This is a genomic window from Mesorhizobium sp. M8A.F.Ca.ET.218.01.1.1, from assembly GCF_004791165.1.
GTDB lineage: Bacteria > Pseudomonadota > Alphaproteobacteria > Rhizobiales > Rhizobiaceae > Mesorhizobium.
The window spans coordinates 868117-882181 of the sequence record NZ_SRUZ01000003.1 but is presented as its reverse complement, the minus strand read 5'-3'; the positions used below and the strand labels follow the sequence as shown (position 1 = coordinate 882181).

General features: G+C 61.8%; 9 protein-coding genes. All 9 read right to left on the bottom strand.

Annotation, left to right across the window (positions count from 1 at the left end; all coding sequences use genetic code 11):
• Window positions 1–48: 48 nt before the first annotated feature.
• Window positions 49–4245 (bottom strand): DNA-directed RNA polymerase subunit beta', encoded by a 4197-nt coding sequence (rpoC, locus tag EN861_RS15635; protein WP_127277965.1) that lies wholly within the window; start codon window positions 4243–4245, stop codon window positions 49–51.
• A 136-nt stretch (window positions 4246–4381) separates the two neighbouring features.
• Window positions 4382–8518 carry a DNA-directed RNA polymerase subunit beta gene (rpoB, locus tag EN861_RS15630; protein WP_135867795.1) on the bottom strand — a complete coding sequence of 1379 codons (4137 nt, stop codon included), beginning with the start codon at window positions 8516–8518 and terminating at the stop codon, window positions 4382–4384.
• 265 nt (window positions 8519–8783) lie between these two features.
• Window positions 8784–9161, bottom strand: coding sequence for a 50S ribosomal protein L7/L12 (rplL, locus tag EN861_RS15625; protein ID WP_006202136.1), 378 nt, complete (start codon window positions 9159–9161; stop codon window positions 8784–8786).
• A gap of 54 nt (window positions 9162–9215) precedes the next feature.
• Window positions 9216–9734: a 50S ribosomal protein L10 gene (gene rplJ / locus EN861_RS15620; protein WP_027146631.1), complete on the bottom strand. Its 519-nt coding sequence runs from the start codon at window positions 9732–9734 to the stop codon at window positions 9216–9218.
• Between the two features lie 412 nt (window positions 9735–10146).
• On the bottom strand, window positions 10147–10845 hold the full coding sequence (gene rplA / locus EN861_RS15615; RefSeq protein WP_127279517.1) for a 50S ribosomal protein L1: 699 nt from the start codon (window positions 10843–10845) through the stop codon (window positions 10147–10149).
• Between the two features lie 4 nt (window positions 10846–10849).
• A complete protein-coding gene (gene rplK, locus EN861_RS15610; protein ID WP_010909262.1) occupies window positions 10850–11278 on the bottom strand; it encodes a 50S ribosomal protein L11 in 429 nt (142 codons plus the stop codon).
• Window positions 11279–11450: 172 nt separating this feature from the next.
• Window positions 11451–11978: a transcription termination/antitermination protein NusG gene (gene nusG / locus EN861_RS15605; protein WP_015317996.1), complete on the bottom strand. Its 528-nt coding sequence runs from the start codon at window positions 11976–11978 to the stop codon at window positions 11451–11453.
• A gap of 28 nt (window positions 11979–12006) precedes the next feature.
• A complete protein-coding gene (secE, locus tag EN861_RS15600; RefSeq protein WP_013531408.1) occupies window positions 12007–12210 on the bottom strand; it encodes a preprotein translocase subunit SecE in 204 nt (67 codons plus the stop codon).
• Between the two features lie 880 nt (window positions 12211–13090).
• Window positions 13091–14011 carry a LysR family transcriptional regulator gene (locus EN861_RS15595; RefSeq protein WP_135867794.1) on the bottom strand — a complete coding sequence of 307 codons (921 nt, stop codon included), beginning with the start codon at window positions 14009–14011 and terminating at the stop codon, window positions 13091–13093.
• Window positions 14012–14065: the final 54 nt, after the last annotated feature.

Here is a 14065-nt window from a genome sequence, read left to right as displayed (position 1 = left end):
CGGGTTGCCCCGACGGCTTCTGTTGCCTGAGATTTCTTGCCGTCGCGCTTACTGCGCGGCGGTTGTCATGTCGGCGAGCATCGGCTCGGCCACTTCAACACCGGAGGCCTTGCGGCGCTCGTCGATGATGAGTTCGTCGCGCGAGGTGGCAATGCGCCGGATCTGGCTCATCGTGCCGCCGGTACCGGCCGGGATCAACCGGCCGACGATGACGTTTTCCTTCAAGCCCTGCAGCATGTCGGTCTTGCCGGCAACCGCGGCCTCCGTCAGCACCCTGGTCGTCTCCTGGAAGGAGGCGGCCGAGATGAAGGACGGCGTCTGCAGCGAAGCCTTGGTTATGCCCAAGAGCACCGGCTGGCCTTCAGCCGGCTTCTTGCCGTCCTCGACCAGGCGCTCGTTGACCTCTTCCAGTTCGATCACGTCGACGTGGTCGCCCGGGATGTAGGTCGAGTCGCCCTGCGTGGTGATCTCGACCTTCTGCAGCATCTGGCGAACGATCACCTCGATGTGCTTGTCGTTGATCGACACGCCCTGCAGACGGTAGACTTCCTGGATCTCGTTGACGAGGTAGGACGCAAGCGCCTCCACGCCCTTGATCGCCAGGATGTCGTGCGGCGCCGGATTGCCGTCGAGGATGTAGTCGCCCTTCTCGATGACGTCGCCGTCCTGGAGATGGAACGGCTTGCCCTTCGGGATCAGGTATTCGACCGGCTCGAGCGTCGAGTCATGCGGCTCGATAATGATGCGACGCTTGTTCTTGTAGTCGCGGCCGAAGCGGATCGTGCCGTCGATCTCGGCGATGATGGCGTGATCCTTCGGACGACGTGCCTCGAACAGTTCGGCAACACGCGGCAGACCGCCGGTGATGTCCTTGGTCTTGGCGCTTTCCATCGGGATACGCGCCAGCACGTCGCCGGGGCGAACCTGGGCACCCGGCTCGACCGAGAGAATGGCCTCGACCGAGAGCAGGAAGCGGGCATCGCCGCCCTTCGATAGCTTGCCGACCTTGCCCTTGGTGTCCAGGATGGCAATCGCAGGCTTGAGGTCGTTGCCGCGCGGCGTCGAACGCCAGTCGATGACCTCACGCTTGGTGATGCCGGTCGACTCGTCGGCCGTTTCCTGGACGGAAATACCGTCGACCAGATCCTCATACGACACCTTGCCCTCGATTTCAGTGAGGACAGGACGGGTATAGGGATCCCACTCGGCGATACGCTGGCCACGCTTCACCTTGTCGCCATCGTCCACGAAGATGCGCGAACCATAGGTGACACGGTGCGTTGCACGCTCCTTGCCGGCCTCGTCGAGGATCAGCACCGCCATGTTGCGGCCCATGACCATCTGCTGGCCGTCCGAGTTGCGCACCACGTTGCGGTTGCGGATCTCGACCTTGCCCTCATACGAGGCTTCAAGGAACGAAGAGTCCACCACCTGCGCGGTACCGCCCATGTGGAAGGTACGCATGGTGAGCTGCGTACCCGGCTCGCCGATCGACTGCGCCGCGATGACGCCGACGGCTTCGCCCTGGTTGACCGGGGTGCCACGGGCCAGATCGCGTCCGTAGCAGACCGCGCAGACGCCGATCCTGACTTCGCAGGTCAGGGCCGAGCGGATGCGGACCGACTGCACGCCGGCCTTTTCGATCTGTTCCACGTCCCGCTCGTCCATCAGCGTTCCGGCCTTGACCAGGACTTCGCCCGACACCGGATGGGTGATGTCGTCGAGCGATGTACGGCCCAGCACGCGCTGGCCAACCGAAGCGACGACCTGACCGGCATCGACGATCGGCTGCATGGTGAGGCCCTTGTCGGTGCCGCAATCCACGGAGTTGACGATGCAGTCCTGCGCCACGTCGACCAGACGACGGGTGAGGTAACCCGAGTTCGCCGTCTTCAAGGCGGTGTCGGCCAGACCCTTGCGGGCACCGTGGGTCGAGTTGAAGTACTCGAGCACGGTCAGGCCTTCCTTGAAGTTCGAGATGATCGGCGTCTCGATGATTTCACCCGAGGGCTTGGCCATCAGGCCGCGCATGCCGGCAAGCTGGCGCATCTGGGTGGGCGAGCCGCGCGCACCGGAGTGCGACATCATGTAGATCGAGTTCATGGGCTTCTGACGGCCATTGTCCTCGAACTCGACCGCCTTGATGCGGGCCATCATTTCGTCGGCGACCTTTTCCGAGCACTTGGCCCAGGCGTCGACGACCTTGTTGTACTTCTCGCCCTGCGTGATCAGACCGTCATTGTATTGCTGCTCGTACTCCTTGGCCAAAGCCTCGGTGTCCGACACCAGCTTGATCTTGGTGTCCGGGATCAGCATGTCGTCCTTGCCGAACGAGATGCCGGCACGGCACGCATGAGCAAAGCCGAGCGCCATGATGCGATCGCAGAAAATGACCGTCTCCTTCTGACCGCAATGGCGGTAGACGGTGTCGATCATCTTGGAGATGTTCTTCTTGGTCATCTCCTGGTTGGCGGTCTCGTAGGGCACGTTGACGTTCTTCGGCAGAAGTTCGCCGATGATCATGCGGCCAGGCGTGGTGTCATGGATCTTCGACACGACCTTGCCTTCGGCGTCGACCGTGCGGAAGCGACCCTTGATCTTGGCGTGCAAGGTCACGGCCTTGGTCTCGAGCGCGTGCTGGAGCTCGCCCATATCGGCAAACACCATGCCCTCGCCCGGCTCGTTCTGGTTGACGATCGAGAGGTAGTAGAGACCCAGGACCATGTCCTGGGACGGCACGATGATCGGCGCGCCGGAGGCCGGGTGCAGGATGTTGTTGGTCGACATCATCAGCACGCGGGCTTCCAACTGCGCTTCCAGCGACAGCGGCACGTGAACGGCCATCTGGTCGCCGTCGAAGTCGGCGTTGAAGGCCGTGCAGACCAGCGGGTGAAGCTGGATCGCCTTGCCTTCGATCAGGATCGGCTCGAACGCCTGGATGCCGAGGCGGTGCAGCGTCGGCGCGCGGTTCAACAGGACCGGATGCTCGCGGATGACCTCGTCGAGGATATCCCAGACTTCCGGACGCTCCTTCTCGACAAGCTTCTTCGCCTGCTTGACGGTCGAGGAGTAACCCTTGGCGTCGAGGCGGGCATAGATGAAGGGCTTGAACAGTTCGAGCGCCATCTTCTTCGGCAGGCCGCACTGATGCAGCTTGAGCTCCGGACCGGTGACGATGACCGAACGGCCGGAATAGTCGACGCGCTTGCCGAGCAGGTTCTGACGGAACCGGCCCTGCTTGCCCTTGAGCATGTCGGACAGCGACTTCAGCGGACGCTTGTTGGCACCGGTGATGACGCGGCCTCGACGGCCGTTGTCGAACAGCGCATCGACGGCTTCCTGCAGCATGCGCTTTTCATTGCGCACGATGATGCCGGGGGCGCGCAGTTCGATCAGCCGCTTCAGGCGGTTGTTGCGGTTGATCACGCGGCGATAGAGATCGTTCAGGTCGGACGTGGCGAAGCGGCCGCCGTCCAGGGGAACCAGCGGGCGCAGGTCCGGCGGGATCACCGGAACGACCTTCATGATCATCCATTCCGGACGATTGCCGGACTCCATGAAGTTCTCGACGACCTTGAGACGCTTCAGATACTTCTTCTGCTTCAGCTCGGACGTGGTCGAAGCCAGTTCCGAACGCAGGTCGCCTGCGATCTTCTCCAGATCCATGCCGGCCAGAAGGTCATGAATGGCCTCGGCGCCGATCATGGCGGTGAAGGAATCCTCGCCATATTCGTCGACGGCGATCATGTACTCTTCCTCGCTGAGCAGCTGGTGCTCCTTCAGCGCGGTGAGGCCAGGTTCGGTGACGATGTAGTTCTCGAAGTAGAGGACGCGCTCGATGTCCTTAAGGGTCATGTCGAGCAGCGTGCCGATGCGCGAGGGCAGCGACTTCAGGAACCAGATATGGGCGACCGGTGCCGCCAGCTCGATATGGCCCATGCGCTCGCGGCGGACGCGCGACAGCGTGACTTCGACGCCGCACTTCTCGCAGATGACGCCCTTGTACTTCATGCGCTTGTACTTGCCGCACAGGCACTCATAGTCCTTGATCGGGCCAAAAATGCGCGCGCAGAACAGACCGTCACGCTCCGGCTTGAAGGTGCGGTAGTTGATGGTCTCCGGCTTCTTGATCTCGCCGAACGACCAGGACAGAATCTTCTCAGGGCTGGCGAGCGATATCCGGATGGAATCGAACACCTGCGCCGGCGCCTGCGGATTGAAGAGATTCATGACCTCTTGGTTCATGCCGTTCTCCTTTTCGGGGTCCTCGAAAACCCCTTGCATCTAACGCGGGCCAAACGCCCGCTGAGTGGTCGGCCCACCGGCCGAAGAAATCGAAGCATCCGGTCGCGGGAGCCTCTCTCGCGACCGGATGTCTTGTTTACTCGGCCGCGTCGGGCAGCCGGACAGGGTTGTCGTCGAGCTTGGTGTTCTCCAATTCGACATTGAGGCCGAGAGACCGCATTTCCTTGACGAGCACGTTGAAGCTCTCGGGAATGCCTGCCTCGAACGTGTCGTCGCCACGCACGATCGCCTCGTAGACCTTGGTGCGGCCGGCGACGTCGTCCGACTTCACCGTCAGCATTTCCTGCAGCGTGTAGGCGGCGCCGTAGGCTTCCAGCGCCCAGACCTCCATCTCGCCGAAGCGCTGGCCGCCGAACTGCGCCTTGCCGCCCAGCGGCTGCTGGGTGACGAGCGAGTACGGACCGATCGAACGCGCGTGGATCTTGTCGTCCACCAGGTGGTGAAGCTTGAGCATGTAGATATAGCCCATCGTCACCTTGCGATCGAACGGCTCGCCGGTGCGGCCGTCATAGAGCTGCGACTGACCGCTGGTGTGCAGGCCCGCCTGCTCCAGCATGATGTTGATGTCAGCCTCATGCGCGCCGTCGAACACCGGGGTCGCGATGGAGACGCCGCGGCGCATCTGCTCGCTGAGGCGAACGATGCTCTCGTCGTCATACTCGCGGACCGGTTCGTTGCGGTCGTTGGCGGGCATGAAGCTTTCCAACGTCTTGCGCAGCGGCTTGATGTCGCCGGCAGCCTTATACGTGTCGATCAGCTCGCCGATCTTCCTGCCCATGCCGGCACAAGCCCAGCCCAGATGCGTTTCCAGGATCTGGCCGACATTCATGCGGCTCGGCACACCCAACGGGTTGAGCACGATATCGGCATGCGTGCCGTCCTCGAGGAAAGGCATGTCCTCGACCGGAACGATGCGCGACACGACACCCTTGTTGCCGTGACGGCCGGCCATCTTGTCGCCGGGCTGCATCTTGCGCTTCACCGCCACGAAGACCTTGACCATCTTCATGACGCCCGGAGGCATTTCGTCGCCGCGCTGCACCTTCTCGACCTTGTCCATGAAACGCTGTTCGAGCGCCTTCTTGGAATCGTCGTACTGGCCACGCAGGGCTTCCAGTTCGCTCTGGAGCTTTTCGTTCTCCACCGCAAACTGCCACCACTGCGAACGCGGGTACTCGTCGAGCGTGTCCTTGGACAGCGTCGAGCCCTTCTTGAAGCCTTTCGGTCCAGCAATCGCTTCCTTGCCGACGAGAACGTCGGAAAGACGCGCGTAGACGTTGCGGTCCAGGATCGCCTGTTCGTCGTCACGGTCCTTGGCGAGGCGTTCGATCTCCTCGCGCTCGATCGCCATGGCGCGCTCGTCCTTCTCCACACCGTGGCGATTGAACACGCGCACCTCGACGACGGTGCCGAAGGTGCCCGGAGGCATGCGCATGGAAGTGTCGCGCACGTCGGAAGCCTTTTCGCCGAAGATGGCGCGCAGAAGCTTCTCTTCCGGCGTCATCGGGCTTTCACCCTTCGGCGTGATCTTGCCGACCAGGATGTCGCCCGGCTGAACTTCGGCGCCGATATAGACGATGCCGGCTTCGTCGAGGTTCTTCAGCGCTTCTTCCGAGACGTTGGGAATGTCGCGCGTGATTTCCTCGGGACCGAGCTTGGTATCGCGCGCCATGACCTCGAACTCCTCGATGTGGATCGAGGTGAAGACGTCGTCGGCGACGATGCGCTCGGACAAGAGGATGGAGTCCTCGTAGTTGTAGCCGTTCCAAGGCATGAACGCGACCAGCACGTTGCGGCCGAGCGCCAGATCACCGAGTTCGGTCGACGGACCGTCGGCGATGATGTCGCCCTTGTTGACCCGATCACCCATGCGCACCAGCGGACGCTGATTGATGCAGGTGTTCTGGTTCGAACGCTGGAACTTCATCAGCCGGTAGATGTCGACGCCGGACTTGCCCGGGTCGAGATCCTCGGTGGCGCGGATAACGATACGCGTCGCGTCCACCTGGTCGACGATGCCGCCGCGGCGGGCGCCGATGGCGGCGCCCGAGTCACGGGCGACGATCGGCTCCATGCCGGTGCCGACGAACGGCGCTTCGGCGCGCACCAGCGGCACGGCCTGACGCTGCATGTTCGAGCCCATCAGAGCGCGGTTGGCGTCGTCGTTCTCGAGGAACGGGATGAGCGCCGCGGCAACAGACACCATCTGCTTGGGCGACACGTCCATCAGGTCGACGTTTTCGCGCGGCGCCATCATCACTTCGCCGGCGCTGCGGCAAATGACGAACTCGTCGACGAAGCCGCCGTTCTTGTCGAGCTCGGCATTGGCCTGCGCGACATGGTGCTTGGCCTCTTCCATCGCCGAGAGATAGACGACCTCATTGGTCAGCTTGCCGTCGACGATCTTGCGGTAGGGGCTTTCGATGAAGCCGTACTTGTTGACGCGCGCGAAAGTCGCCAGCGAGTTGATCAGACCGATATTCGGGCCTTCCGGCGTCTCGATCGGGCAGATGCGGCCGTAATGCGTCGGGTGCACGTCGCGCACTTCGAAGCCGGCACGCTCGCGGGTCAGACCGCCCGGTCCAAGCGCCGAGAGACGACGCTTGTGGGTGATCTCCGACAGCGGATTGGTCTGGTCCATGAACTGCGACAGCTGCGAGGAACCGAAGAACTCGCGCACGGCGGCGGCCGCCGGCTTGGCGTTGATCAGGTCCTGCGGCATGACGGTGTCGATCTCGATCGAGGACATGCGTTCCTTGATCGCGCGCTCCATGCGAAGCAGGCCGACGCGGTACTGGTTTTCCATCAGCTCGCCGACCGAACGCACGCGGCGGTTGCCGAGATTGTCGATGTCGTCGATCTCGCCCTTGCCGTCACGCAGTTCGACCAGCGTCCTGACCACGGCCAGGATGTCGTCCTTGCGCAGCACGCGCACGGTGTCCTCGGCCTTGAGCTCCAGGCGCATGTTCATCTTGACGCGGCCAACGGCGGACAGGTCGTAGCGCTCGCTGTCGAAGAACAGCGAGTTGAACATGGCTTCGGCGGTCTCAAGCGTCGGCGGCTCGCCCGGGCGCATGACACGGTAGATGTCGAACAGCGCGTCCTGGCGGCTCTCGTTCTTGTCGACGGCGAGCGTATTGCGGATATAGGCGCCGACATTGACATGGTCGATGTCGAGGACCTGGATCTCCTGCTCGCCGGTGCCGAGCAGCACCTTGAGCGTCTTGTCGTCGATCTCGTCGCCGGCCTCGAGGAAAATCTCACCGGTGGCATAATTGACGATGTCCTCGGCCAGGTAGTTGCCGAGCAGATCCTCGTCGGTCGCCTTGATCGCCTTGAGGCCCTTCTCGCCGAGCTGACGCGCCTGGCGGGCGGTGATCTTCTTGCCCGCCTCGACGACGATCTCGCCGGTGTCGGCATCGACCAGGTCGCCGACGGCCTTGAGGCCGCGGAAACGCTCGACGTTGAACGGAATGCGCCAATGGTCGCCGGCGCGCTTGTAGGTGATCTTGTTGTAGAAGGTCGACAGTATCTCCTCGCCGTCCATGCCGAGCGCCATCAGCAGCGACGTCACGGGGATCTTGCGGCGGCGGTCGATGCGGGCGTGGACGACGTCCTTGGAATCGAACTCGATGTCAAGCCACGAGCCACGATAGGGGATGACACGGGCGGCAAACAGAAGCTTGCCCGACGAGTGCGACTTGCCCTTGTCGTGATCGAAGAAGACGCCCGGCGAGCGATGCATCTGCGAGACGATGACGCGCTCGGTGCCATTGACGATGAAGGTGCCGTTCAAGGTCATGAGCGGCATGTCGCCCATGTAGACGTCCTGCTCCTTGATGTCCTTGATCGACTTGGCACCGGTATCCTCGTCGATATCGAACACGATGAGGCGCAGCGTCACCTTCAGCGGCGCGGCATAGGTCAGGTCGCGCTGACGGCATTCGTCAACGTCGAATTTCGGTCCTTCGAACTCGTACTTCACGAACTCCAGCATGGAAGAGCCGGAAAAATCGGAGATCGGGAAGACCGACTTGAAAACAGCCTGCAGCCCTTCGTCGGGACGTCCGCCCTTGGGCTCGTCCACCATCAGGAACTGGTCATAGGATGCCTTCTGAACCTCGATGAGGTTCGGCATCTCCGCAACTTCCGGGATCTTCCCGAAAAACTTGCGTACGCGTCTGCGGCCATTGAAAGTCTGGGTCTGGGCCATCGTCGCTCCTTAGCTCTAAACTCGGGACGAACCTCGCCGCGGCTCGTCTTGCATACTGAGCCACCTGGCCGGCGGCTCTCTGTCTGTTCTCCGGCCGCCTTTTCCAATCACTTGGCGGCTACCGGCTAAAACGGGAGAAAACCCGTTTCCTGAAGGCCGGTTTACGGCCCTCAGGAAAGAGGTTTTCGTACATCTCGCGTCACGCAGCCTCCCTGGTCACCCAAGGGAGTGGCGGACGGCGCGAGGCCGCCCGCCGCTTTTACGCTTACTTCAGGTCGACCTTGGCGCCGGCTGCTTCCAGCTGCGCCTTGAACTTGTCGGCGTCGGCCTTGGAAACGCCTTCCTTGACCGGCTTCGGAGCCGCTTCGACCAGGTCCTTGGCTTCCTTGAGGCCAAGACCGGTGATGGCGCGGACTTCCTTGATGACGTTGATCTTCTGAGCGCCGGCGTCGGTGAGGACGACGTCGAATTCCGTCTTTTCCTCGACAGGGGCAGCAGCAGCGGCAGCGCCGCCAGCAGCGGCAACCGCGACCGGAGCAGCAGCCGAAACGCCCCACTTTTCTTCCAGAAGCTTCGACAGCTCAGCCGCCTCGAGGACGGTCAGCTTCGAAAGGTCGTCTACGATCTTTGCGAGATCAGCCATTGTTGTATTCCTTCGTTAGGTTCGAACGTGTGTTTTTGATAGCGAGGAACGGCCTCATGCCGCCTCGTCCTTCCGGGCGTAAGCGCCGATGACGCGCGCGACCGAGGCCGCTGGCGCATTGACGATCTGGGCGATCCGGGTTGCCGGCGTGGCGATCATGCCAACCAGCCTGGCGCGCAGCTCATCGAGCGACGGAAGTGTGGCGAGTGCCTTCACACCGTCGGCGTTGAGCGAGGTGGTGCCCATTGCGCCGCCGAGAATGACGAGCTTGTCATTCCCCTTGGCGAAATCGGACGCGACCTTCGGCGCCGCAATCGGATCCTCCGAATAGGCGATCAGCGTCTGTCCCTTGAACAGGTCGATGATCGATGCGGAGTCCGTGCCCTGAAGAGCGATTTTGGCGAGACGGTTCTTCGCGACTTTAACGGTGCCACCGGCGGCGCGCATTTTCGACCGAAGGTCGTTCATTTGCGCGACGGTGATACCGGCATAGTGGGCCACGACGACTGAACCTGCGCCCGAAAACGCATCATTCAGGCCCGTGACGAGTTCGCGTTTTTCCGCTCTGTCCACTGCCTATCTCCAGTTGACCCCTGCCCCGTCAATGGGAACATTCCCATTTGCGAGGACAGGCGTCGGGTTGCCTTTTTGCCGGCCGGGCCATCCAGTAACGGATCTCCCGAACGACGCTCGAGGATCCTGCCCCCTTTCGCCACATCGACGGTCAAGCCGGCGATGCGCAGACAAAAGGCAAACACGGTTCGAACCTTTCATTGGAGCTTGTCGCTCCGTTGTCCGGTTTTCACCCGTCTCATGCAGGCCCACATGAATTAAGGCCCTCCTCTTGAATCAAGACTCGGGCCGCCCGCAATCTCGGACAGGATGTCCGGAAGCCTTCCGGCTTCCGGTACCGGGCCCAGGATAAATCCAAGGCCCGGAATTCAGTCACGGATCAGCCTTCGCGAGGCCGATCCAAATGGTCTAATCAGGACGCGGCGAGCGTCGAGACGTCGAGCTTGAGGCCCGGGCCCATCGTCGAGGTGACAGACACCTTCTTGACGTAGTTGCCCTTGGCGCCAGCCGGCTTTGCCTTGGTCACCGCATCGGCGAAGGCACGGATGTTCTCTTCCAGCGCCTTGACGTCGAACGAGACCTTGCCGACGCCGGCATGAACGATGCCGGCCTTCTCGACGCGGAACTCGACCGCGCCACCCTTGGAGGCCTTGACGGCCGCGGCGACATCGGTGGTGACGGTGCCGACCTTCGGGTTCGGCATCATGCCGCGCGGGCCGAGCACCTTACCGAGGCGGCCGACGAGCGGCATCATGTCCGGCGTGGCGATGCAGCGATCGAAATCGATCGTGCCCTTCTGGACGATGTCGACCAGATCCTCGGCACCGACGATGTCGGCGCCGGCGGCCTTGGCCTCTTCAGCCTTGTCACCACGGGCGAACACGGCGACGCGGACCGAGCGGCCGGTACCGTTCGGCAGGTTGACCACGCCGCGGACCATCTGGTCGGCATGACGCGGGTCGACGCCGAGGTTCATGGCGACTTCGACGGTCTCGTCGAACTTGACCGAGGAACGATCCTTGAGCAGCTTCAGCGCGTCAGCGAGCGCGTAAGCCTTGTTGGGATCGATGCCTTCACGGGTCTTCGAAACTCGCTTTGCAATCTTTGCCATGATCTCAGCCCACCACTTCCAGACCCATCGAGCGGGCGGAGCCCTCGACCATACGCATGGCCGCTTCGACGTCGTTCGCGTTCAGATCCTTCATCTTGGCGGTCGCGATTTCGCGAACCTTGTCGCGCGAAACGGTGCCAGCCTTGACCTTGCCCGGCTCCTTCGAGCCCGACTTCAGGTTCGCGGCCTTCTTCAGGAAGTAGCTCACCGGCGGCGTCTTCATGACGAAGGTGAACGACTTGTCCTGGTAATAGGTGATGACGACCGGAACCGGCGATCCCTTTTCCATTTCCTGGGTCTGCGCGTTGAACGCCTTGCAGAACTCCATGATGTTGATGCCGCGCTGACCAAGCGCCGGGCCGATCGGGGGCGACGGCGTAGCCGATCCCGCGGAGACCTGGAGCTTGAGCTGGCCTGCAATTTTCTTAGCCATCTCTTTTCCTGCCTTAGTCTATGCCGGCCCCACTATGGGAAACACCGGCGGTTGCAGTCTGGTGGTGCGGTTCTTGCGGCCGGCTAAAGCCGCCTTCGCCTCCCACCGTTCTCAGGCCACGCGCTTCCGCGCCGCCTCCCCTGACCGCCGAACCGACGCCAGGGATTTCGGATCAGCCCTTTTCGACCTGTCCGAATTCCAGATCGACAGGCACGGCGCGCCCGAAGATCGAAACTTCCACCTTGAGCCGTGCCCGCTCCTCGTCCACTTCCTGGACGAAACCGTTGAACGACGCGAAGGGACCATCCGAAACGCGGATCGCCTCGCCGATCTCGAAGGTGACCGAGGGCTTCGGCCGCTCGACGCCTTCCTGCACCTGGTTCAGGATGCGCTGCGCTTCCGCCTCGGTGATCGGCACCGGCTTGGAGTCCCCGAGGAACCCGGTGACCTTCGGCGTGTTCTTGACCAGCGAGAACACGGCGTCGGTCAGGTTGGCCTTCAGGAGCACATAGCCCGGGAAGAACTTGCGCTCGGCGTCGACCTTGCGGCCGCGACGAACCTCGACGACCTTCTCGGTCGGCACCACGATCTGCTCGATATCGGCAGACAGGCCCTTCTGCTTGGCCTTGTTCTCGATGTCCTCGGCGACCTTCTTCTCGAAGTTCGAATAGGCGTGGACGATGTACCAGCGCGTAGCCATTTTTACGACTTCTCCGTAATCGCCGGACTTAGCGTCCAATGCCCAGAATCTGCTCGACCGCGAGGCCCATGAGCTGATCGGCGGTGAAGAAGAAGATCATCGCGATCACAGCAAAAGCCAGGACCATGACCGTCGAGATCATCGTCTCGCGACGCGACGGCCAAGTCACCTTGGCTGTCTCCGCGCGCACCTGCTGGAGAAAGACGAAAGGATTTGTGGTTTTCGAAGCCATATGCCGCCTGTCTTCAAGACCCGTTGGCCGGGCCCCCTGGATGATCCCGCTGACCGGGACGTGCCGCCTGAGCCCAACCTCGCGCCGAATCAGCGCAATCATTTCGCCCATGCAAATCAGACGCGTAAAGCCGGCTTCCCAGCTTCACGCGTCGCGTGTCTGTTCCATCTACATAAAACCGATTCTTGATCCACGCAAGTGGCAAGTGTCCGCTTTATGACCAAACGCCGCCTCGGAACCATCCAGTCGTTCCGTCCCGGCTATGGCGCCCTTATGCCCCAATCGGGCTAATATGGCAAGCGGGTCGCCGATTTTCAAAGGCAGCCCGCAAAAATCGTTGTGATGCCATCTTGGAAAATGGCACGGGCAGCAGGGCTCGAACCTGCGGTTTTGGAGACCGAATAGCCTTCACTCATCCGATTGTTTTACCAGCAATTTACGACATATCGGCATTCGATGTGCAAAGATTTGTGTAAGAAATCGTCAATCCAAATGCCTGCTACGCGGCGCGTTCAGTAAATCCTGGCGGCACGATCGGTGGGGCGGGAAGTAGAAGGGACACGGCGGGCGCAAGCTTTCCCGACAGCTTGCCCTCAAAGTCCGGCAATGTCGTTGGCATGCCCGATGTGAGCGCCTTCACCACATCATCCAGCGTGGTGAAGATCGTTTGGTCAATGACAAGGGTTGCCTAGGTAACTATTTGAAGAACTTGGCGCACCGCGCCGGATGATGATGAGAGCTACGTCTACGCTATAGCCCTCCTGTAAGCCGATGCGAATTCCGCATGAACGGCTGCCAAATGGCGCTCGCCGGATAGGCCGGGATTGGAACGTGAACGAAAGCTATGTTCTGAAATCAGAGTGTTGCGTCTACAGGCGCGTTACTGCTCCCAAGTCGGCGGCGTCCCGATCTGTTTGCGCAATGCTGTCATGAACGCACCAAGTTTTGCGGATGGCTTGGCGAGTGCCCGCAGTAGATAAATGCCGGTGGGGCGCCTGTTCCAACTCTCGCCGCCAAGGCCAAGGCGGATCAGCGCTCCGCTTCGCACGTCTGGACCAACAACCCAGTCCGCCAATAGGCCAATACCCATGCCTACGAGTGTGGCCAAGCGCATGGCCTCGAAATCGTCCGAGCGAAAAGCAACTCTGTCCAGCGCATCGCTACCCGCAGGGCGGCCCAGCACATCGCTCCAGCCGAGAAGGTCAGCGCCATGCAGTTTGTCGATGAGCGCATGTTTTGAGAGCGAGGCCACGTCCGCAGGCGTCCCTTTGCTGTCCAAATAAGAAGGACTAGCGACCAGAAGCCGCTTCTGGTCGGCGAGTTTGGTGGCGATCAAGCTGCTGTCGGATAATTCGCCGATGCGGATCACGGCATCGAAACGGTCCGCAACAGGATCGGCGAGTTTTTCAGTGAGATCAATTTCTGCCGTGATAGCGGAGTGCTCTGCCATCAACGATCCAAGGGCCGGAATTACATAGCGCCTCCCGAATGTAGGAAAGCAGGCTATCCGCACCACCCCTGCTATTGCGCCATCAAAGGCAGCGATTTCCGCCCGTGTATCGGCCAGCGCATCCAGAAGATGCTGCGCGCGCTCGAACAGCCTTTGACCGGCATCGGTCAGCGCCAAGGCGCGAGTGGAGCGGATGAGGAGCGGTACGCCCAGGCTCTCCTCCATGGCTCCGATCTGACGCATGATGGCGGATGGGGTCACCGCCCGGCGCCGCGCTGCACTGGAGAAGCTGCCGCCGCGGACGACATCGACAAAAATGGCCATCTGCTCGGCGAAACGAGGATCGGTCATTTGTGCGGCCAGCGCAAAACGGTTTGAAAGACAGCGGACATTATCATCGGCGCA